We start from the raw sequence: 21,358 nt of genomic DNA on the forward strand, positions 1-21,358 counted from the left end.
AATCAAGCCAGAAAATCCCGCAAAAGCCCCCGGGCCGGCGAGCGACCGCGGCTGCGCGACATCTGGATTGTCCCCTTCTTGACGACTGATGGACAAAAGATGGAGAAGTATGGTTAAATTTTGCTTTCCAACGGCCGAAATAGATCTCGAATCGAATTTCTTGCGCTTCGCAGCGCCATTCGGTCCATTTCCCCGATGATCGGCAGTCGCGCCCAAGGCTACGACCGCTCCTGCGACCCTATCCCGACCCCGGGAACTCCTGCCGCGCGGCGTCGATATCCGCGGCCTGTGGCGTCATTGTGGCATTCAGATGCGCGCTTCGCCAAAGGCCAGGCGAAAGCATGCGCCTCCGCTTGGCGAGGTCAGGACCGTCACGCGACCATTGTGTCGCTCCGCGATCTGAAGGACGAGGTTCAGTCCGAGGCCCGCCCCGCGGTCGCGTGGCTTCAGACGGTAGAACGCCTCGAAGACGCGCTCGCGCTCCGCCTCGGGAATGCCGGGGCCGTCGTCGCTGATTTCTATAACGCCATCCGGCTCGACCCGCACGACGATCACGCCCTGGTTTCCCGCATGCTCGATCGCATTCTGGACGAGATTGGTGATCGCGCGTTCGAGAGAAACGGGATCTCCCTGTATCAGCGACTGCTCGGTGTTCTGTTCGAAGGACAGGTCGTATCCCTCGTCGATCGCGAGCGGCGCGAGGTCCGCTGCGACGGTGCGGCACAGGGCGACGAGGTCGACGGATGTGAACGGCCGGGCATTGGCCTCGAGCCGCTGAAGGTCGAGCAGTTGCTCGGCAAGCGCCGATATCCTCTCGCAGTCGCAGACCAGCCGATCGCGCTCCGGTCCGGCGGCGAGCAAATCGAGCCGCGCCTGGAGAATTGCCACAGGGGTTCGCAACTCATGGGCGGCGTCGAGGATGAAGCGCTGGTGTTGGCCATAGGATTGATCGAGCCGGTGCAGCGCACTGTTGATGCCGCGCACGAGCGGGCGGACTTCGCTCGGAACCGCCGTTTCGGCCAGCCGGTGGCTTCGATGGGTGATGTCGATCTCATCCGTCTTGCGGGCGAGATCGGAGATGCCCCGGATCGCCCGGTTGACGATGCGAGGTACGCCGAAGATCGTGACGAGCGCGAGCAACACCAGCATCGGCGCGACGAACAGCCGCGAAAACGAAAAGATGAGGGAGGGCTGGCTGAGAAGCGTTCCCTGTCCGAACACGGTGAAGGTGCCTTCCTCGCTTGTCATGCGCCGGATGACGGCGAGATAGGTCGATGGCTCGCCATCGTCGCGAATGTCCGAGTAGGTCATTCGGCCGAGGACCCCGCTCATGCCGCGGTAGATCTCCGGTACGTCGCCGGCCTGGACGATCTCGCCCCTGTCGTTGCGGGCGATGAACCAGAAATTGGGTTGCTGAATACGAACGCGCGTCAGGTCCGCGGTGTCAGCGAGTTCGAGCTTGCCGCTCGCGTTTCTCTTGATCGCGCGGAACGCCGTCTCGACCGGGGCCGGGCTGACGAGCGCGCCGCCTTCGTCCGCGACGACAAGGAGCGTGACGAAGGACAGGCCGAACGCCAAGAGAACCGCCAGTTGCAGAACCAGGAGGTGGGCGATGAGACGTTGCTTGAGAGACCTTGGCCAAAGCTTCCACACTATCCGCACCATGTTGTTGGATTGCCAACGCCGCCGAGCCTGGCTGACGTTGTTTTGACGCGGTAAGAACCCGTGTCAGTAAAACCTTGACGAGACGATTGTAAACACCAGGTTGCGCGGACATTACGCGTGCTTGCCAGGGCAGGGCGCGGCTCCCCTCAAAGCGGTGACTTGTCCCAGGCTCTCGCAAAATCGACGAAGGCCCTCAGTGCCGCCGGCATCTGTCGCCGGCTCGGATAATAGAGATAGAGGCCGCCATAGTAAGGGCACCAGTCTTCAAGGACGCGGACCAGCTTGCCCTCGTCAATGAGCGAGCGCACCTGATCCTCGAAGGTAAAGGCAACCCCTGCGCCGAGAAGGGCGGCATCGATCATCAGATCCTGGTCATCGACGACCAGGGGACCGGTTACTTCGACCTGAACCTCGACGCCCCCGCGCTCGAACTCCCATGCATAGAGCCGCCCGCTTCCGAAGCGCAGTCCGATACAAGGCAGCGCCTTCAAATGGTCGGGGGAGGTTGGCCTGGCGTGGCGCTCGAAGAAGGCCGGGGTTGCCACTATCGCGGTGCGCTGGCGCGGTCCGACGGGGACGGCGATCATGTCCTGGGCGATGATCTCGCCAAAGCGAATGCCGGCATCGAAGCCCTCCGACACCATGTCGACGACATCGTTGTCGACGACGATCTCGATATTGACCTTCGGATGGCTCTCGAGAAACCGGGCGACCAGGGGCAGCAGCACCATCCTTGCCGACGTGCGTGCCGCATTGAGCCTCAACCGCCCGACCGGCGCTCCCCGGAAATTGTTGAGGTCATCGAGCGCGTCTTCGATGTCACGAAAGGCCGGCGCGACGCGGGCAAGCAGGCGCTCTCCGGCCTCGGTCAGGGCGACGCTGCGGGTCGTTCGGTTGAAGAGCCTGAGGTCCAGCCGCTCCTCAAGCGCCTTCAGCGCATGGCTGAGTGCGGACGGCGTGCAGCCGATCTCGTCGGCGGCGCGGCGGAAGCTGCGATGGCGGGCGAGTGCCAGGAAAGAGGAAAGGTCGGACGGGGATATGGTTCGCATTCGTGAGATTTTCTCATCAACTCAACAAGAATCCAGTCGATTATCTCAGCAGACGTCTCGCAGTACAACCTCCTCAGCCGCCGACGATGAGCGGCGAAACAAATCGGAGGTTCACATGCATACGTGGTTCATCACCGGCGCATCCCGTGGATTTGGTGCCCTTATCGTAGAAAAGGCCCTGGCGAAGGGCGATCAGGTGGTCGCGACGGCGCGCAATCCCAAGGCGATCGCGGACCGCTTCGCAGATCATCCCAACCTACTGGCCGTGGCTCTCGACGTCACCGACGAGGCCCAGGCACATCAGGCGGTGGGCGAGGCGATCGCCCGTTTCGGGCGCATCGACATTCTGGTCAACAATGCCGGCTATGGCCTGCTTGGCGCGGTCGAGGAGGCGACAGGTCCCGAGATCGAGGCGCTCTACCGTACCAATGTCTTCGGGCTTCTTGCCGTGACCCGCGCGGTGCTGCCGCATATGCGTCGCCAGCGCTCAGGGCGGATCCTCAACTTCTCTTCCATCGGCGGCTACCGCAGCGGACCTGGCTTCGGCGTCTATTGCTCGACGAAATTTGCCGTCGAGGGATTGACGGAGGCCCTGGCGGCGGAGCTCGCGCCGCTTGGCATCTACGCGACGGCGATCGAGCCCGGCTACTTCCGCACGGACTTTCTCGACTCGACGTCGTTGAGCGTCAGCCCGATCGAGATCAGCGACTATGCCGAGACCGCAGGCGCCGTCCGCTGCAAGGCGAAGGAGATCAGCCACAACCAGCCGGGCAATCCCGACAGGCTCGCTGATGTACTGATCTCGTTCGTCGATGCGGACCAACCGCCGGTTCGGCTTCCGCTTGGCAGCGATACGGTCGCAACGATCGAGGCGAAGCACGCCTCGGATCGAGACCTTCTCGCCCAGTGGCGCACGGTTTCCGTTTCGACGGACTTCGAGCCGGCTGTTTGAACGGAGCCTGAACCGATCTTCTTCTGATCAGCAATGGAATGCCGCCGGTACCGACGGCCCGGAACCATCCGGGGATTGGTGCCGGCGAATCCAATCTAGACGTTTTCGCGCAAAGGCGCTTGTCGGACTCTAAAACATGAGTATAAGAGACAAGTATTAGCCTGCGGCGACGGTAAGCCGCAGGTTGTCCCGCGAAGTTTGCATCATGCCTGTCGAATTCCACTCCCACGACCATCGCGTCGCGCTTCGCTAGGAAGGGCGGCAGGATGGCAAGCTCTCTCAATCACTGGCTCGGCCTGCTCTTCCGGCGCCACCACAAGGAGGTGGTGCGCTATGCATCGCGCCTGATCGGCAACCGGGACGACGGCGAGGAAGTCGTGCAGAACGCCTATCTGCGCATGGTGAGGGTAGACCGCCGCAGCGTCGAGCATCCACGTTCCTACCTGTTCAAGGCAGCGAGAAATGCTGCGATCGACTTTCGCATCAAGCTGGAGCGGGAGTGGTCGCGCCGGGTCGAGCTGGACCAGGCAGACCGCCTGTCGTCGCCGGACGATTTCGCGCAGCGGCTGGAGTTTCGCGACAAGGTCGCGGCGCTTTCGGTTCTTTTGAACGAACTGCCGGCCGCCTGCCGAACGGCCTTCATCATGAACAAGGTCGAGGGCCATTCGCACCGCGAAATAGCCGAAACGCTGGGCATCTCGGTCAGCATGGTCGAAAAGCACATGCTGCGTGCCCTGAGCCATTGCCGCGACGTGCGGCGCGAGATGGACCATGTCTGATAAGGCGCCGGCCGTGAAACCGGCATCGACCCCCTTGCAATGTCCCGCCAGGGACATCTCCGACGCGGCGCTCGCCTGGGTCGTCCGCCTGCACTCCGGCGAGGCCACCGGCGAGGATCGACGCGCCTACGAGGCGTGGCGCGGACAAAGCGCCGAGCACGAGGCGGCAGCGGTCGAAGCCGAAACCTTGTGGAACGACGCGGCACATCTCAGGCGCGATCGCAGGACCGGGCTCGTCTATCCCGGCCGCGCCACGGCACTCCTTTCGCGCCGCCGCCTTCTCACCGGTACGGTGGGCATTGCGGTCCTTGGAGGCGGGCTTGCCGCTTCACGCCCCTGGCTGCGCAGCCTCGGCTCCGACTATGCGACCGCCACGGCAGAGACGCGCTCGATCGACCTGCCCGACGGATCGCGGGTGGTTCTCAACGCCCGCTCGGCGATGGACGTGCATTTCGACGAACGGGCGCGCCGGATCGTTCTGAAGGAAGGCCAGGCATTTTTTGACGTGGCGGCAGAGGCGCGGCCCTTTCGCGTTGCGACAGGCGGCGTCGTGGTCACCGCCCTTGGCACCGCCTTTGACGTCGACGCCAACGCGGCGGACGGCTCGCTCGGCGTTGCCGTCACCCGTCATTCGGTGCGCGTGCAGCCAACGGCCGGAGGGCTTGCCGGTGTTACGGTCGCCGGGGGAGAGCGCGTGTCGGTCGCCCGCGACGGTGCCGTCGGCGCGCCCGTCTTGCAGGATCCGGCAATCGCGCTCGCCTGGCAATCCGGCATGTACGTGGCCGAAAACCGCAGGCTCGGTGATGTCGTCGCCGCGCTCAGCCGCTATCACGGGGGCTGGATCGTCTTCAGCAACGACAGCCTGAAGTCGACGCTGGTCAGCGCCGTCCTGGACTTAAGAACGCCCGACGCCTCGCTTGCAGCACTTGCGTCCGGCCTGCCGATCCGGGTCACGCGCATGACGCGCTACGTGACGTTGATCTCGGCAGCCTAGCCGTTCTGATTTTTTTTCGAACATCGTTGTGGGTTTTTGCGTGGTGCCTCGTCTCGGCTTTTGAGGGATATGTCCTGCCACCAGGAGCACCGATCCCTCGCTCACAGGCATGGGAATAGGGATCAGATGTCCAGACAAACGGGGCGAAACAAACTTCTTGGCGCGGTCGTGGTCGCAACCACGACGGTCGGTTCACTTCAAACGGCAATGCCGGCTTTGGCACAACAGGAACGGTCAGCCCGTTCGGGTGCCATGACCTTCGACATTCCGGCGCAAGCCCTGACCGCGGCACTGACGGCGTTCGCGCGGCAGTCCGGGCTGAAACTCGCCTATTCGGCATCGCTGACCCAGGGGAAATTCGCACCGGCCGTCAGCGGGCCGATCGCCCCGACACAGGCGCTCTCGCAGCTGCTCTCCGGAAGCGGCCTTTCCTATAGCCTGAACGGCGGGACCGTCACGATTACCGAGCGGGTCTCCGGCGCGCATGCCGTCGGTGCAGCCGGCGGCGAAACGATGCTCGCGCCGATTGTCGCCGGCTCCGGGATCATCAATCCCGTGGACGCGCCCTATGAAACGGCCGCGCCGACCGCCTACATCTCGGGAGAAAACATCGACCGTTTCCGCGGCTCGAGCCCGGCCGATATCTTCCGCGGCACGCCCGGCGTCCTGTCCGGGGAGGCGCGCAACGGCGCCGGCGCCGTCGACGTCAACATCCGCGGCATGCAGGGCATGGGCCGCGTCGCCGTCACCGTCGATGGCGCCAGCAATTCGGCCACGGTCTATCAGGGCTACCAGGGCATCTCCAACCGGACCTTCGTCGATCCGGATTTCCTCGGCGGCGTCGAAATCACCAAGGGTTCGGACGTCGCGTCGAGCGGCATTGCCGGCACGGTGGCGATGCGCACGCTCGATGCCGGCGACATCGTGAAGGAGGGGCGGACATTCGGCCTCAGGGTCAAAGGCGGCTTCGGCACCAACACCTCCACGCCACCGCCGGCCGGCACCACGGCCGGCTATGCCTGGCCGGGTGGAACCTGGGCGCCCCCCGTGGCAACGGCAAAAAGCGACGGAATGGATCGCCCCTCGTTCTTCGACCCGACCAGCGGCTCGGGCAGCATCGTCGGTGCGATGCAGGAGGAAAACGTCGATCTCGTTGCCGGCTACGCCTATCGCCGGCAGGGCAACTATCACGCGGGCACCAACGGACCCGCGGCAAGACCGGTCAGCATGGGGCCGCGACCCTTCTGCTATGAGAGTGGCGTGTGCCTTCCGCCGTCCCGGGGCTGGAAGGACTATATCGACAATATCGGCATCGCCAATTATCGCGCCGGCGAGGAGGTGCTCAACACCCAGCTCCAGACAAAATCCTATCTTGCCAAGGGTACCGTCCGCTTCGAGAACGGTCACAGCCTGCAGTTCGGCTACAACGGCTTCCGCAGCGAGGCCGGCGACCTCCTGGCGTCGCGCCTGACCTCCGATCGCGGCCAGGCCGTGCAGCAGGGCCAGACGGCGGGAACGAAGGTCCATGCCGGCACGCTTCGCTACGGCTGGAAGCCTGACGATAACGACCTCATCGATCTCAAGGCCAATCTCTGGGCGACGCGGCTGGAGCTGCGCAATCCCCGGCGGAGCGGCGTGCTCTACCCGCAGCCCGGAGATTTCGGCCTGCCGGCCGACTTCCGCACCGGATCCGACACCTTCATGTGGGGCGCCGATGTCTCGAATACGTCGGCATTGACCACCGCCTACGGCGCGCTCGACCTGACCTACGGCCTGTCGTTCCAGAGCGAGGACACGCGACCGAGCAAGTTCACGCCTGAACTCGAGACCTGGCTCGACCTTCGCGACGGCACGCGGCAGGAGGCGGCGGCCTTCACCAAGGCCGCATGGAAGGCGACCGATTGGCTGACGATCAATGGCGGCCTGCGCTATCAGCACTACTGGACCGAGGATCGAAACGCCCCGGAACAGGTCCGCCCCGGCTACACCTACGACACGGCCCTCAGCGACGGCGGGTTCAGCCCATCCGTGGGCGTGACGCTGGAGCCCTTCGACGGCACCCAGTTCTATGTGAACTACTCGAGCGCACTGCGCTCGCCGAGCATCTTCGAGGGCGTTTCGGCCTTCACCATGAACGTCAATTCCGACGTCAGGCCCGAGCGATCCAACAACTGGGAAGTGGGCACCAATCTCAGGCGCGAGGGCGTGTTTTCAGCCGACGACCAGGCAATGATGAAGCTCGGTTTCTTCGACTGGAACGTCGACAACTACATCTCGCGCGAATGGTATACCGACCCGCGCGGGATCTCCGGCATGCGCATCCACAACATCGCCGGCGCGCATTTCCAGGGTATCGAACTCTCCGGTCGCTATGAACGCGGCGGCTTCACCGCCGAGCTTGCTGCCAACTACTACACCGATGTCGAGTTTTGCCGAACGGCCACCACCTGCGGGAACAAGTCGCTCTATGCCGACTACGCCACCAACCAGGTGCCGCCGGAATACACGGTCGCGCTGACCCTTTCGCAGACGTTCCTCGACGACGCCTTGACGGTGGGCGGGCGCGTTTCGCGCACCGGATCGCGCGCGATCGGCCACGGCGACGTGACCGCCCAGGGTGCCTCGCAGTTCATCTCGCTGATCGACTGGAAGCCCTATACGCTGGTGGACGCGTTCGCCGAGTACCGCATCAACGAGAGCCTGACCGCGAGCTTCCGCATCGAGAACCTGACCGATGCCTACTATGTCGACCCCTTGAGCCTGGTGCAGCAGCCCGGCCCGGGACGCACCTTCTACGCGTCGCTGAAGGCGGAGTTCTAAGCCCTGCGATCAAAATGCCGTCAGCGGTCCTGCTATTCGACGGGAGCAACTACGGCACTCGGCCCTGCAATGGTTTTTCCGGCATGAGATGAAAAAAGACCAGCGCCGCCGCCATCGCGCCGGCGCTCGCGATGAAAATGTAGGTGAAGGGCAGGGTCGAGGTCGCCGCCGTGCCTGACGCCTCCATGCCTTCGCCAGCGAGCGGCAGGCCGTTGCCAAGGGCGATCGCGCCGAATGCCGCGACGCCGAGGGCGCCACCCAGTGATCGCAGAAAGGTCAGAACGCCGGTTGCGACGCCGAGATGCTCCTGGTCGACGGAATTCTGAACCGAAATCGTCGCCACCGGAAAGGTCATGCCCGAGCCAAAGCCGGCGGCGAATGTCAAAAGCTCAAGGACGAGCAGCGAAGTCCGTCCGGCGAGAGCGGCAAGGGCCGCCAGGCAGAGGAAGGCAAGCGCACCGCCGACCAGGGCCATCCTCTTGTAATGCACCATGCGCGGTATCGTCCGCCCGCTGGTTGTCGCCCCGCACACGGTCCCAAGCAGCAGGCCGAGCATAACGACACCCGAACTGCTGGCCGACAGCCCATGGAACGATTGCGCGTAGACGGGGATATAGACCGCGAGCCCGACATTGGCGCCCTGCGCCAGGAACATGGCAAGCGTTCCGTAGCGGACGACGGGATTGCCGAGCACTTCCAGTGAAATGAGCGGCTCCTTCGCCTTGCGCAGCCGCAGGGCGAAAGCGAGCCAGAGGACGGCGGAAGAGCCGAGCAAGCCGAGTATGACGGTGGAAAGCCAGGGATAGCGGCTGCCGCCCCAGTTGAGCGCAAGCAGCAAAAGCGCGGTCGCAGCAACGAGCAAGAGAGCACCTGCCCCGTCGATCCGGTGCGCACGGGCGACAGTTGGCAGCTTCCGTAACGGCCTGTTGATGATCGCCATCGCCACCAGTCCGAGCGGAATATTGATCCAGAAAATCAGGGACCAGTGCAGGTGTTCGGCGAAGGTGCCGCCCAGAAGCGGTCCGGCGATGCTCGCAACCGCCCATGTTCCGGATATCCAGGCGGCGTAGCGCGCCCGTTCGCGGGGCGGAACGAGATCGCCGATGACGGTCTGCGCCAGCGCGAACAGGCCGCCGCCACCCAGGCCCTGAACGGCGCGGCCGATAATCAGCGTCAGCATGTTGGGCGCGAGCGCGCTTATCAGCGATCCTGCAAGGAAGATGATGATGGCGGCAAAGATCGTCGGCCGCCTTCCGTAGATATCCGAGATCTTGCCGTAGAGCGGCGCCATGGCCGTCGCGGTCAGGAGGTAGCCGGTCACGACCCACGGCAGGTAGTCGCTATGTCCGAGCGCCTTGCCGATGGTCGGCATCGCCGGCGCCACGATCGTCTGGTCGAGCGCCGCCAGAAGCATGGAGAGAAGAACGCCGCCGATGATGATGTTCTTTTCCGGCTCGGAAAGCGTGGACCCCGTTGCTGCCATGCCATGTCGTTGAAGCGTCTCTGTCATTCCTAAGGTCCGATTGCAATCCGTCGTTCACCTGTGCCGATGGCATTCAGAAAGGCTGGCACTCCGATAGTCAACCGGCGCGGCGACCAGACCGCGGCCTTGGAGGAGCGGCAGGGAGCGAGGCCATCGGGGAAGGGCCGTAGCTGATCCCCGCCAGTTTGACAAACTTTGCTAAAATATGCCAATCTCCCTGCAGCAATGGAGGCCGACATGGCGACGATGAACGTATCCTTGCCCGACCCGATGAAGGATTGGGTGGAAGCGCAGACGCGCACGGGCCGTTATGCCAACGCCAGCGACTATGTCCGCGACCTCATCCGCAGGGACCAGGAGCGGAACGACAAGGTTGCGGTGATGCAGCGCTTTGTCGATGACGGTCTGAAGAGCGGCGTCGGGTCCCGTTCCAAGGACGAGCTCTTTTCCGCGGCGCTGGCGCGCGCTGACGCGCCGCGCGGATAATGGCATTCCGGCTATCCGTCGCGGCAGAAGAAGACATCATCGCGATCGCCGAGGATGGGGTGCGCCTTTTCGGCTTCGCCCAGGCGCGACTATATCACGATGAGCTCTTCAACGTTTTCGCCCTGATTGCCGCCAATCCGCGCATGGCGCGAGAGCGCACGGAACTGTCGCCGCCGATGCGCATCCATCCGTTCAAGGCGCATCTGGTCGTCTACCGGATCGAGGCGGACGGCACCATCCTCGTCGTTCGCGTCCGCCATGGGCACGAGGACTGGACGAGCAACGCGTTGTAGCCGAAGGGCGGTAGCCCGGGGACGACGTCGGCGGCGCCGTCCCCTGTTGCTTCTCGGTCGAGCAGGCGGTTGCCTGCCGCCGGTGTCAGACGCTCTTTCGCGTGACGAAGCGCGTTTCCAGATAGGCCTCGATCGCTTCGGAACCGCCCTCGGTGCCGTAACCGGAATCCTTGATGCCGCCGAAGGGGACCTCGGGCAGCGCCAGGCCCAGATGGTTGATCGTAATCATGCCGCTTTCGACCTCGCTTGCGAGGCGATGGGCGCTGCGCTCCGATCCGGTGAAGGCGTAGGCCGCAAGGCCGAAGGGCAGGCGATTGGCCTCATCGATCGCCTCGTCCAGATCCTGGAACCGGTTGATGATCGAGACGGGGCCGAAAGGCTCGTCGTTCATGATGCGCGCGGAAAGCGGCACGTCCGCCAGCACCGTCGGCTCGAAGAAATAGCCGCGGTTGCCGATGCGATGGCCACCGGTTGCCAGCCGGGCGCCATGTTCGACCGCGTCGGCAACCAGGCTCTCGATCGCCGGGATGCGCCGCTCGTTGGCAAGCGGCCCCATGTCGACGCCGGCTTCGAGACCGTTTCCGACCTTGATCTTCTTCGATGCGGCGACGAAGCCGTCGAGGAACTGGTCCGCCACGCGCTCCTGCACGAGGAAGCGGGTCGGCGACACGCAGACCTGGCCGGCATTGCGGTACTTGCTGCCGGACATGATGGCGACGGCGCGCTCGACATCGGCATCATCGGTGACGATAACCGGCGCATGCCCGCCCAGTTCCATCGTCGCGCGCTTCATGTGCTGGCCGGCAAGGGCGGCGAGCAGCTTGCCGACCGGGGTCGAGCCGGTGAACGACATCTTGCGGATCACCGGATGGGCGATCAGATATTCCGAGATGACCGAGGGCACACCGTAGACGAGATTGACGACGCCGGCCGGAAGCCCGGCGTCGACGAAGCAGCGGATCAGTTCTGCCGGCGACGCCGGCGTCTCCTCCGGCGCCTTGACGATGATCGAGCATCCGGTGGCCAGCGCCGCCGACAGCTTGCGCACCACCTGGTTGATCGGGAAGTTCCAGGGTGTGAAGGCGGCAACGGGACCGACCGGCAGCTTGACGGTCATCTGGGTGACGTCGGGCGAACGCGGCGGAATGATCTGGCCGTAGGCGCGCTTTCCTTCCTCGGCGAACCACTCGATGATTTCGGCCGCAGCCAGTATCTCGCCCTTCGATTGGGCAAGGGGCTTGCCCTGTTCGCGGGTCATCAGCCAGGCGATGTCGCCGGCCCGTTCGCGAAGCAGGGCGGCTGCCGACCGCATCACCTGGGCGCGATCGAAGGCGGACGTGGCCCGCCACGTCTTGAACCCCTTCTCGGCGGACGCAAGCGCCTCGTCCAGATCCTCCACTTCGGCCCAGGCCACCTGACCGATCGTTTCCTCGTTGGCAGGGTCGATGACGGGAATGGTCTTGCCTGACCGCGCCGGCCGCCAGGCGCCGTCGATATGAAGCAGAATGTCTGGATAGTGAGCCATAGGAAACCCTTTACTGAATGAAGTTCGTCGCCTTGCTTGCGACGCCGTAGGATCAGGTCGATGGGGGATGGGCTGCCCGGCCAGGCAACCCTGAGATCTGGAAATGGGGACGTGGCCGCCGCGTTGCAAGGCGGCGGCCCTGTTCGGGACGAACTCAAGACGCTCAGGCCTCGGACGTCAACCCCCTGGCTGCTTGCCCGCTGTTGCTCGACTGCTGTTGCCTACGTAGCGGCAGATCAGGCAAGCGCCGATGTCGCCTGCGACTGGCCCCTGAAATGGGCAATCATGAGCCTGCACAGGCTTTCCATTGCGGGCCCGCGAACCCGATCGATCCGGCGGATCGCATAGAAGGGGAGAAGCGGGCCAGGGAGACCGTTGCGGGTCGTAAGCGGCACCTCGCAGAGGCGCCCTTCATCGAGATCCGCCTTTACCAGCCAGAGGGGCAGATGCCCCCATCCGGCTCCGGCAAGTATGAGCGCGTGTTTGGTGGCAAGGTCGCTGACCCGCAGCGTTTGCTGGGAGAACACCGCGTAGCTCACCCCTTGCTGCTCGGCAGAAGGATCCGCGACGACGATCTGCAGATGGTCGGCAAGGTCGACCGTCGTCAGGCCTGCGGATCCTTCGACGGCGGCGGCGAGAGGATGGTCGCGTGCACATACCGGCACCATGCCCGGAAAGACTGCGACCGCCTCGCCGGCGATATGCGCGTCCGTCTCCTGCGCAGCGGTCAGGCCGAGGTCGCAGTCTCCATCGAGCACCAGGCTCAGCGCCATGGTCATCGGCGCCGTCACGAGCTCCACCCGCACGCCGGGATGGGAGAGGGTGAAGTCGCTGACAACCCGGGCGACATCCGGCAACGGAAGCAGCGGGTCGAGCGCGACGCGCAGCGCCGACTCCATGCCCTGATTGAAGCCGTTCGCCTTGGCGCGCAGCGCATCTGCATTGATCAGCAAGGTTCTCGCTTCCGCGAGCAATGTCGCTCCCGCCTTCGTCAATTCGGGGCGGTGCTGGGAGCGGTCGAACAGCGGCAGGCGCAGTTCCGTTTCGAGGTTGAGGATCGCGCTGCTGAGGCCGGATTGGGCACGCCCGAGGACGCGGGCCGCCGCCCGGAACGAGCCGTGGTCGACGATGGCGACGAATATGCGCAGCTGGTCGAGCGTCAGGGCATCCAGCATGATCGGCCATCCTGATCAAAGTGATCGATATTCGAGCAATTACATTGATCAATGAATTGGGGCAATGCTCCGCCTATGGGTCTGAGGGAGCAGGAATGAAACGGGCGATCACCGATCACGCTGGCACGCACGAGGGTTGCGACGGTAATTGCATCATCCTTGGCTTTGACGCTCGTTCCGCCCCGCACAACTTCGGTGAAGCCTCTATCGCCGGCCGGCCGCCGGACGAGGCTTTCCTGCTGCTAGAGCCTGGGGCAGATCCGGTATTCCGCACCCACGTTGCCGGATCTGTCACCCAGGCTCTAGTGGTCGGCAATCGCCCGCCAGGTTCGGCCCTTCCGCCCCGGGATCAGCGTGCCGGCAGCTTTGGCCGCCAAACGAGATGAGCGACACCGAAGATGAACAATTTTTAATTGTTTTTCAGGGTGTTGCGCCATTGAAGCGGCCACATTTAGGCCCAGCTTCCGATGGTCGGCGCTACCTATCGCCGCGTGCCGACAGCAAGGACTGCGGAGGCGCCGATGGTCAGCCGATCAGGTATCACGTTTCGTATCGCCGTCGTTCTTCTCGCAATCGCCGCGGTCGGGTTCGTGGTGGCGCGCAAGCCCGTGCCGAGCGAAGCGAAATTGTCGGCCAATGCGGCCGCCAGTGCCAAGCGTGGCAGCGCCGTGTCCGTGCAGACGGCGACAGTGACGCTTAAAGATGTTCCCGTTGTCGTCCATGCCCTGGGCAACGTGCAGGCCCCCGATACCGTGGAGGTGGGCGCGCGCGTTGCGAGCCAGATCACGGCCATCCACGTCAAGGACGGGCAGATGGTCAAGGCGGGCGACCTGCTGTTCACGCTCGACGACCGCGCGATAAAGGCCGAGCTCACGCGTGACCAGGCGATCGTCGCCAAGGACACCGCACAGCTTTCCGACGCCAATACGGAACTCGCGCGTGCAAGAACGTTGCGCGACGACAAGACCGGCACCCAGCAAAGCTATGACACCGCTCTCTCGCTGCAGCAGGCGGCGCAGGGGACCCTGGATGCCGATCGCGCCACCGTGGATGCCGATCAGGTCGCGCTGAGCTTGACTGTGATCTCCGCCCCGATCGGTGGACGCCTCGGGGCCGTTCAGGTCGCGCTCGGAGATCTTGTCGGCCAATCGGGCGCGACATCGAACAATCTCGTGACAATCACTGCGATCGACCCGATCGGCGTTACGTTTCGCCTGCCGGAAGACCGGCTGCAGACGTTCAAGGATCTCATCGATCGCGGGACGCCCCCACGGGTTCGCGCGAGGTCGAGCGGCACGCAAACTGTGATCGGCGAAGGTGTGCTCGATTTCATCGATTCCGCCGTTGATACCGCGTCCGGCACCATCGCCATGCGCGCGACCTTCCCCAATGGAGCACAAAAACTCTGGCCGGGCCAGTTCGTGGATGTGGATATCGATCAGGAGCAACTGCATCAGGCGCCTGTTGTCCCGAGCGTTGCGGTGCAGCCGGGACAGGACGGTCCCTTCGTTTTCCATGTGAAGGATGACAACACCGTGGAAGCCCGCGCGGTTTCGGTGCTGATCGACGACGGCAAGAAGGCCACGATCGGCACGGGCCTCGCCGCCGGCGACAGGGTCGTCATCGAAGGGCAGGCGCGGCTGAAGCCGGGTGATGTCGTCGTCGCTGCAGGCGCGGCCGATCAGGCCGCGGATTAGGATTTGCCATCATTCGGGAGTGCGTGAAATGCCGCTGTCCGAGTTCAGTATCCGCCGCCCGATCGCTACCGTATTGTTATCGGTCGCCCTCATCCTTGCAGGCACTTTCAGCTATCTCGTCTTGCCGATCGCCGCACTTCCGCGCACGGATTTCCCTGTTATCAACGTCTCCGCCGCGCTGCCTGGCGCCTCACCCGAGACCATGTCGACTTCGGTCGCCATTCCGCTGATCAAGCAGTTCGCCACGATCGCCGGGATCGACACGATCTCCACGACGAACGCGCTTGGCTCGACCTCGATATCGATCGAGTTCGTGCTCGGGCGTAACATCGATGCCGCTGCCGCCGACGTGCAGGCAGCCATCACCAGGACGCTCAGGCTGCTGCCCCAAGACATGCCTGCGCCGCCAAGTCACCGCAAGGTCAACCCGGCGGATGCGCCGGTTTTGCTCCTGGCGCTGAAGAGCAGCACCGTGCCGCTCACCGACCTCGACGCCATCGCGCAACAGGTGATTTCGCCGACGCTTTCGGTGCTCGACGGGGTGGCGGAAGTGTCCATCTTCGGCAGCCAGCAATATGCCGTGCGCATTCAGATGCATCCTGACGCGCTTGCCGCGCGCGGCATTTCCGTCAACCAGTTGAGGACGGCGGTTGCGGCGGCGAACGACAATTCGCCGCTCGGCACCGCGCAGACCAGCGATCGTCAGGCGGCGATCGTTGCGGATACGCAGCGCATGAACGCTGCAAGCTTTGCAGACATCATCGTCAAGAGCGTCGACGGCAAGCCCGTGCGGCTTGGTGACGTCGCGACGGTGATCGATTCCGTTGCCAACAACCAGACGGCAAGCTGGCACGACGGTTCGCGGGCGATCATCCTGGCCATCCAGCGGCAGCCGGATGCAAATACTGTTGAAGTCGTCGACCGGGTGCAGGCGCTGCTGCCGTCGCTTCGTCAGTCGCTTCCGGCCGCAGCCTCGATCGAAACGCTCAGCGACCGGTCGATGTCGATCCGCGGGGCGGTGCACGACGTCCAGTTCACCCTGATCCTCACCGTCGGCCTCGTGATCCTCGTCATCTTCGCCTTTGTTCGCCGCCTCTGGGCGACGCTTATCCCGGCGCTCGCCGTTCCCATCTCGATCATCGCCACCTTCGCGGCGATGTATCCGCTTGGCTTTTCGATCGACAACATCTCGCTGATGGCCCTCACGCTCTCCGTCGGGCTGGTGGTGGACGACGCCATCGTCATGCTGGAAAATATCGTGCGGCATATGGAAGAAGACGGCATCGATGCCTTCTCGGCGGCGCTCATCGGTTCGCGTGAGATCGGCTTTACGATCATCGCGATTTCGCTGTCGCTCGTCGCGGTCTTCATTCCCGTCTTGCTGATGGGCGGCGTGATCGGCCGCATTCTCAACGAGTTTGCGATCGTCGTCACCGTTGCCATCCTCGCTTCCGCCTTCGTTTCGCTCACCCTGACGCCGATGCTTGCGGCGCGGCTTCCGGCGAGGGCGGACCGGGCAGAGAAAGCCCGCTGGCTGCAGCAGCTGGATCTCGTCTTCGAACGAGGCTTCGACAGGCTCCTACGCGCCTATGAGCGGCTGCTGAAGATCTGCATCAAGGAGCGCGCACTGGTGCTTCTGGTTTTCCTGTTTACCGTCGCGATCACGGCCTACCAGATAGCCACGATCCCCAAAGGTTTTTTTCCGCAGGAGGACATCGGGCAATTGCTGGTTACGACCCAAGCGCGCCAGGACATTTCCTTCGCCGCCATGTCGAAGCTCGAGTCCAATGTGGAGGCGGTGTTTGCCAGTTCGCCCTACGTGGCCCATGTGGCCAGCACGATCGGCTCGGGCGGAGCGTCGAGCGCGCTCAACTCCGGTCGGCTGTTCGTCGAGCTAAAGCCCAAGAGCGAGCGTCCGCCGCTTGAAACCGTCCTTGCGGATTTGCGCCGGAAGCTGGCGGCGATCCCCGGTATCCAGGCCTTCATGTCGCCGGTCCAGAACCTCTCGGTCGGATCGCGCGCGTCGGCCAGCCAGTACCAGCTGGTGCTCCAGAGCCTCGATCAGCCGTTGATGAACGAATGGGCGCAGAAGCTCCATGATGCGATGAGCGCGGATCGGACCTTCTTTACCGACGTCAACAGCGACCTTCAGATCAACGCTCCACAAACACGGCTGGTGGTCGACCTCGACAAGGCGGCAACGCTCGGGGTCAACGCGAGCGAACTGCGCACCACGCTCTATGGCAGTTTCGGTACCGAGCAGATCTCGACGATCTACACGGCGGGCGACAGCTACGAAGTGATCCTGGAACTCGATCCCTCGATGCAATGGTCAGCCGACAAGTTCGACGAACTGCGTGTCGGCAGTGCCAATGGCGGCCTTGTTCCGCTCGGGGCCTTCGCCCGGGTCGAGACCGTATCCGGACCGCTCACCATCAACCAGCTCGGCCAGCTGCCAGCGGTCACGCTTTCCTTCAACCTGCCGGCTAAGGTCGCCTTCGGCGATGCCCTTGCGGAGGTCGACCGCCTCAAGGCAGAAATCGGCATGCCGTCTGAGGTGACGACGCGCAATTACGGCACCACGCAGTTATTCGAAGACGCCGCCGCCAACCAGGGTCTGCCGGTGCTGGCGGCGATCGTCACGATCTACCTCGTGCTCGGTATTCTCTATGAAAGCCTTATCCATCCGCTGACGGTGCTATCCGGCCTGCCGTCAGCCATATCCGGGGCGTTGCTTGCCATCTATTTCGGCGGTTTCGACCTCTCGATCATCGCTATTGTCGGCGTGCTAATGCTGATCGGTATCGTCAAGAAGAACGCCATCATGATGATCGACGTTGCGCTGACGCTGCAGCGCGCCGGTTCGCCGGCCGCCGAGGCCATCCATAAGGCTTGTGTCATGCGCTTCCGCCCGATCATGATGACCTCGGTTGCTGCGATCATGAGCACGCTGCCGATTGCGATCGGCAGCGGCGCAAGTGCTGAACTGCGCCAGCCGCTCGGTGTCGCCGTCGTCGGCGGCCTGCTGGTATCGCAGCTCGTGACCCTCTTCGTGACGCCGGTCATCTATCTGTACATGGACGATTTCATGCGGGTTGTTTTCCGCCTGTTTCGCCAGGGGCTGCAGATCAAAAGGCGCAAGCGAGCGACCGCGGTCGACGATCCGCCGGGACACAGGCAAAGCCCGCCCGCTCCGGGATCACGCCGTCTGTCAGGCGGATGAGGCCGAAGTGAAAACCGCAAGCTGCGCATCGAAGGCACGTTTGTAGGCCGGCCGTGCCTTGCCGCGGGCGACGTAGGCGGAAAGGTTGGGATATTCGTCGAGCAAGCTTGAGCTCTCCAGCCTGCGGAGCACCGTCACCATGATGAGGTCGCCGGCACTGAAGGCGCCATCGAGCCAGTCGGCCTCCGCGAGCCGCCTCGACAATTGGGTCAGCCGAACGCGGATGCGATCTTCGAGCATCAGAAGGCGCTCCTGATACCAGGCCTTGTCCCGCTCCAGATAGGTGGTCGCTTCGCGCTCGATGATCGGCGGTTCGACCGTGTTGAGCGCGGCAAACATCCAGGCGATTGCGCGTGCCCGGGCACCGGGGTCACGTGGAAGCAGGCCGGCATGACACTCCGCGATATGCAAAACGATGGCGCCCGTTTCGAACAAAGCGAGGTCGCCTTCCTCATAGGTCGGGATTTGCCCGAAGGGCTGGAGCGCGATGTGCTCGGGTTCCTTCATCGTCTTGAAGGTAACAAGGCGGACCTCATAAGGCTGCCCCACTTCTTCGAGCGCCCAGCGAACGCGCATGTCGCGTGCGAGACCTCGGCCACGATCGGGCGATTTTTCAAAGGCGGTAATGGTAATCGTCATCTTGTCCTCCACAGCTTGCCTGTCCTGAAGACGATCGGCCGACCGGGGTCCCGACATCTGTATTTGCCGTCCTTCGGTACAAATGGGATTCACTGTGGCGGCCGTATGCATGATGACCTCTGCCGAGGAAGGAGAACAGGCTTTTTGATTGAAGAAAACATATCCCCCCTCGAGACCAGGCAGATGCATAGCCCAAATGGACAGCTTGTCCCGACAAGATGGCCGTAGTATAAATATGTCATAAACGTTACTGTCGCGCGCGATTGAAGTTGATGGCGACAATAACGTGCCGCTTTCGACTTTTGACCATGGATGTACTGGCAGAAGCCTTGAGGGCGAAAAAGAAAAGAAGGCCGGAGCCAGCGCGCTCCGGCCTTTTTTACTGTTCGCCCGCCGCGGCGTCATTTCGGACCCATTGGTGCCTGTGCGTTCCCGCCGCGGTCACGCATTGTTCCTGCTCCACCGGGGTTAATCCAGGAGTAGGTTTCCACGTTTCGTCCTGTGGATGTTCGCGTCTCGTTCGGGCGCGTTTGCTAAAAATGTCCGCGTCGGGTTCCGAAATGCGCCGTCTAGGTGCTGCGATGCCGTGCCATCAGCTTGGCCTGCAGCACGACCACGACGAGCAGGAAGGAGCCGCGGATGACGGACTGCCAATAGGCGGAAAGCGATATCCAGCCAAGGCCGTTTTCGAAGTTCAGGATGTTGAACACCATGGCGAGCAGCAATGCGCCTGCCAAGGTCGCTCCGATCGACCCGGAGCCGCCCGATAGCAGCGTGCCACCGACGACCACCGAGGCGATCGCGAAGAGCTCCCAGCCGACGCCTTCGGTGGGTTGTCCCGCACCGAATTGCGAGGCGAGAGTGACGCCGGCGAGCCCGGCGAGCGTGCCCGAGGCGAGGTAAACGCCGGCAAGGGCGCGCTCGACCTTCAGGCCCATCAGCCCGGCCGTCGCCTCGCCATCGCCAATCGCCAGAATGTGGCGGCCGATCGGAAGCTTTTCGAGCACGAGCCAGCCAAGGACATAGGCCGCGAGCGCGATCCAGGCGGGGATCGGAAAGCCGAGGAAATCGTCCTGGCCGATCACGGTGAAACCGCTGTCATAGGAAACGGAGACGGACTGGTTATCGGCGAGCAGCAGGCCGGTGCCATAGGCCGCCAGCATCGTTGCGAGCGTGGCGATGAAGGGCTGGATGCGCATCCTCGTGATGATGAAGCCGTTGAGCGCGCCGACGGCAAGGCCCGCCGCCATGCCGCAGACAAGCCCGGCTGCCCAGTGATACGGGGAGAGCAGGGCCGCGACAACGCTTGCCATCGCCGCCGTGCCGCCGACCGACAGATCGATGCCGCCCGTCATGATAACGAAGGCCATGCCGAGTGCGATCAGCGCGAACATCGAGTTGTAGCGCAGGAAACTCAGGATGTTGTAGGGCGACAGGAAGTTGTCGTAGCGCAGCGCCCCGAAGAGAATGAGGCCGGCAAGCGCCAGGATGACGCCAAGCCGGGCAAGGTCGCCGGCGTTCTTGACCAGGAAGAGGCGGAGGATCGTTTGCATCGCGGTTGTTCCCCCTAATGCCTGCCGGCGCGTTGCTGGATGAAGACGGCGGTGACGATCAGCCCGGCCTTGACGATGAGCGCTGCCGCATCGGGCACGCCGTTTGCCAGCAGCGTGTAACGCACCAGCTGGATCACGAAGGCGCCGAGCACGGTGCCGACGATGTTGGCTCGCCCGCCCGACAGGAGCGTGCCGCCGACCGCAACCGCGGCGATCGCATCGAGTTCCATGCCGAGGCCGACGAGGTTCGCGTCGCTTGCGGAGTTGCGGGCAACGACGATAAGGCCGGCGACGCCGGCCAGCGCGCCGCTGATCATGTAGACGAAAAGCTTGACCCGTTTCACCGGGATGCCGGTCAGGTGGGCCGCTTTCTCGTTGCCGCCGACGGCGATGATCTGCCGGCCGATGACGGTGTAGCGGATCATTGCCCAGGCAGCCGCGCCGATGACGATCATCAGCACGACCTGCGCCGGTATGCCGGCGATGCGGCCGAGTGCGATGAACTGAAAGCCCTCGTTCTTGAAAACCTGCAGATTGCCGTTGGTCATGACCTGGGCGATGCCGCGGCCGGCGATGAAAAGCACCAGCGTCGCGATGATCGGCTGGATCGAAAAGCGCGTGACGAGGAAACCGTTGAAGAGGCCGAAAAGGGCGGCGACAACGACCGGCAGCAGGAAGGCGAGGGCAACCGCAAGCGCCATGCTTTCCACCGGGAAGAACTGGCCCATGAAGATCATCGGTGCCAGCGCGCCGGCAATCGCCATCAGCGAGCCGACGGATAGGTCGATGCCGCCGGTGGCAATGACGAGCGTCATGCCGGTTGCGACGATGACGATGGTCGCCACCTGCGTCAGGTTGACGTTCAGCGTCTGCAGCGACAGGAAGTTCGGCGTGACGGCGACGTTGAAGAGGATCAGCGCCAGGAAGGCGACGAAGGTGCCGTAGCGGCTGGCGAGCGTCAAAAGCCTGTTGCCGGACGAAAGGGCTCCCGAAGGCTGCGGGGCAGGGGTCTCGATCGTCGTCAT

General features: G+C 63.8%; 16 protein-coding genes. 8 read left to right on the forward strand and 8 right to left on the reverse strand.

Annotated features, from left to right (window positions below; translation table 11 throughout):
* Window positions 1-306: 306 nt before the first annotated feature.
* Both XB14_RS28265 and XB14_RS28270 read right to left on the reverse strand, forming a co-directional pair.
* Complete coding sequence (locus XB14_RS28265; RefSeq protein WP_234804161.1) at window positions 307-1,578, reverse strand: sensor histidine kinase; 1,272 nt, start codon at window positions 1,576-1,578, stop codon at window positions 307-309.
* Window positions 1,579-1,811: 233 nt separating this feature from the next.
* The gene (locus tag XB14_RS28270) at window positions 1,812-2,714 is read right to left on the reverse strand and encodes a LysR family transcriptional regulator (protein WP_077966884.1); all 903 of its coding nucleotides are present in this window, start codon (window positions 2,712-2,714) and stop codon (window positions 1,812-1,814) included.
* Between the two features lie 115 nt (window positions 2,715-2,829).
* Here XB14_RS28270 and XB14_RS28275 point away from each other — a divergent pair, with 115 nt between their 5' ends.
* From XB14_RS28275 to XB14_RS28290, 4 genes are all read left to right on the forward strand, one after another.
* Window positions 2,830-3,666, forward strand: coding sequence for an oxidoreductase (locus XB14_RS28275; protein WP_077966886.1), 837 nt, complete (start codon window positions 2,830-2,832; stop codon window positions 3,664-3,666).
* 266 nt (window positions 3,667-3,932) lie between these two features.
* Window positions 3,933-4,445: a sigma-70 family RNA polymerase sigma factor gene (locus XB14_RS28280; protein ID WP_077966888.1), complete on the forward strand. Its 513-nt coding sequence runs from the start codon at window positions 3,933-3,935 to the stop codon at window positions 4,443-4,445.
* Window positions 4,438-5,439 carry a FecR family protein gene (locus XB14_RS28285; protein WP_077966890.1) on the forward strand — a complete coding sequence of 334 codons (1,002 nt, stop codon included), beginning with the start codon at window positions 4,438-4,440 and terminating at the stop codon, window positions 5,437-5,439. The genes XB14_RS28280 and XB14_RS28285 overlap by 8 nt, the downstream gene beginning before the upstream one ends.
* Before the next feature lie 126 nt (window positions 5,440-5,565).
* Entirely contained in the window at window positions 5,566-8,259 is a 2,694-nt protein-coding gene (locus XB14_RS28290; protein ID WP_077966892.1) for a TonB-dependent receptor, read from the forward strand.
* A 49-nt stretch (window positions 8,260-8,308) separates the two neighbouring features.
* Here the strand turns inward: XB14_RS28290 and XB14_RS28295 are convergent, their stop codons facing one another.
* Window positions 8,309-9,769, reverse strand: coding sequence for an MDR family MFS transporter (locus XB14_RS28295; protein WP_077966894.1), 1,461 nt, complete (start codon window positions 9,767-9,769; stop codon window positions 8,309-8,311).
* A 210-nt stretch (window positions 9,770-9,979) separates the two neighbouring features.
* On the opposite strand from XB14_RS28295, the gene XB14_RS28300 reads away from it, so the two are divergent.
* Window positions 9,980-10,228, forward strand: a complete 249-nt coding sequence (locus XB14_RS28300) for a type II toxin-antitoxin system ParD family antitoxin (protein ID WP_077967807.1) — start codon at window positions 9,980-9,982, stop codon at window positions 10,226-10,228.
* On the forward strand, window positions 10,228-10,521 hold the full coding sequence (locus tag XB14_RS28305) for a type II toxin-antitoxin system RelE/ParE family toxin (RefSeq protein ID WP_077966895.1): 294 nt from the start codon (window positions 10,228-10,230) through the stop codon (window positions 10,519-10,521). The genes XB14_RS28300 and XB14_RS28305 overlap by 1 nt, the downstream gene beginning before the upstream one ends.
* A gap of 85 nt (window positions 10,522-10,606) precedes the next feature.
* Here XB14_RS28305 and XB14_RS28310 read toward each other — a convergent pair whose 3' ends face one another.
* Both XB14_RS28310 and XB14_RS28315 read right to left on the reverse strand, forming a co-directional pair.
* A complete protein-coding gene (locus tag XB14_RS28310) occupies window positions 10,607-12,046 on the reverse strand; it encodes an NAD-dependent succinate-semialdehyde dehydrogenase (RefSeq protein ID WP_077966897.1) in 1,440 nt (479 codons plus the stop codon).
* A gap of 236 nt (window positions 12,047-12,282) precedes the next feature.
* The gene (locus XB14_RS28315) at window positions 12,283-13,221 is read right to left on the reverse strand and encodes a LysR family transcriptional regulator (RefSeq protein ID WP_077966899.1); all 939 of its coding nucleotides are present in this window, start codon (window positions 13,219-13,221) and stop codon (window positions 12,283-12,285) included.
* A gap of 590 nt (window positions 13,222-13,811) precedes the next feature.
* On the opposite strand from XB14_RS28315, the gene XB14_RS28320 reads away from it, so the two are divergent.
* Entirely contained in the window at window positions 13,812-14,918 is a 1,107-nt protein-coding gene (locus XB14_RS28320) for an efflux RND transporter periplasmic adaptor subunit (protein WP_234804162.1), read from the forward strand.
* 28 nt (window positions 14,919-14,946) lie between these two features.
* A complete protein-coding gene (locus XB14_RS28325; protein ID WP_077966903.1) occupies window positions 14,947-18,141 on the forward strand; it encodes an efflux RND transporter permease subunit in 3,195 nt (1,064 codons plus the stop codon).
* Here XB14_RS28325 and XB14_RS28330 read toward each other — a convergent pair.
* From XB14_RS28330 to XB14_RS28340, 3 genes are all read right to left on the reverse strand, one after another.
* Complete coding sequence (locus XB14_RS28330; protein ID WP_077966905.1) at window positions 18,130-18,780, reverse strand: glutathione S-transferase family protein; 651 nt, start codon at window positions 18,778-18,780, stop codon at window positions 18,130-18,132. The two genes, XB14_RS28325 and XB14_RS28330, sit on opposite strands and share 12 nt — an antisense overlap.
* Before the next feature lie 569 nt (window positions 18,781-19,349).
* Complete coding sequence (locus tag XB14_RS28335) at window positions 19,350-20,333, reverse strand: ABC transporter permease (protein WP_077966907.1); 984 nt, start codon at window positions 20,331-20,333, stop codon at window positions 19,350-19,352.
* A 14-nt stretch (window positions 20,334-20,347) separates the two neighbouring features.
* Window positions 20,348-21,358 (reverse strand): ABC transporter permease, encoded by a 1,011-nt coding sequence (locus XB14_RS28340; RefSeq protein ID WP_077966908.1) that lies wholly within the window; start codon window positions 21,356-21,358, stop codon window positions 20,348-20,350.

This window comes from Ensifer adhaerens, assembly GCF_002007205.1.
Lineage (GTDB): Bacteria > Pseudomonadota > Alphaproteobacteria > Rhizobiales > Rhizobiaceae > Ensifer > Ensifer adhaerens_D.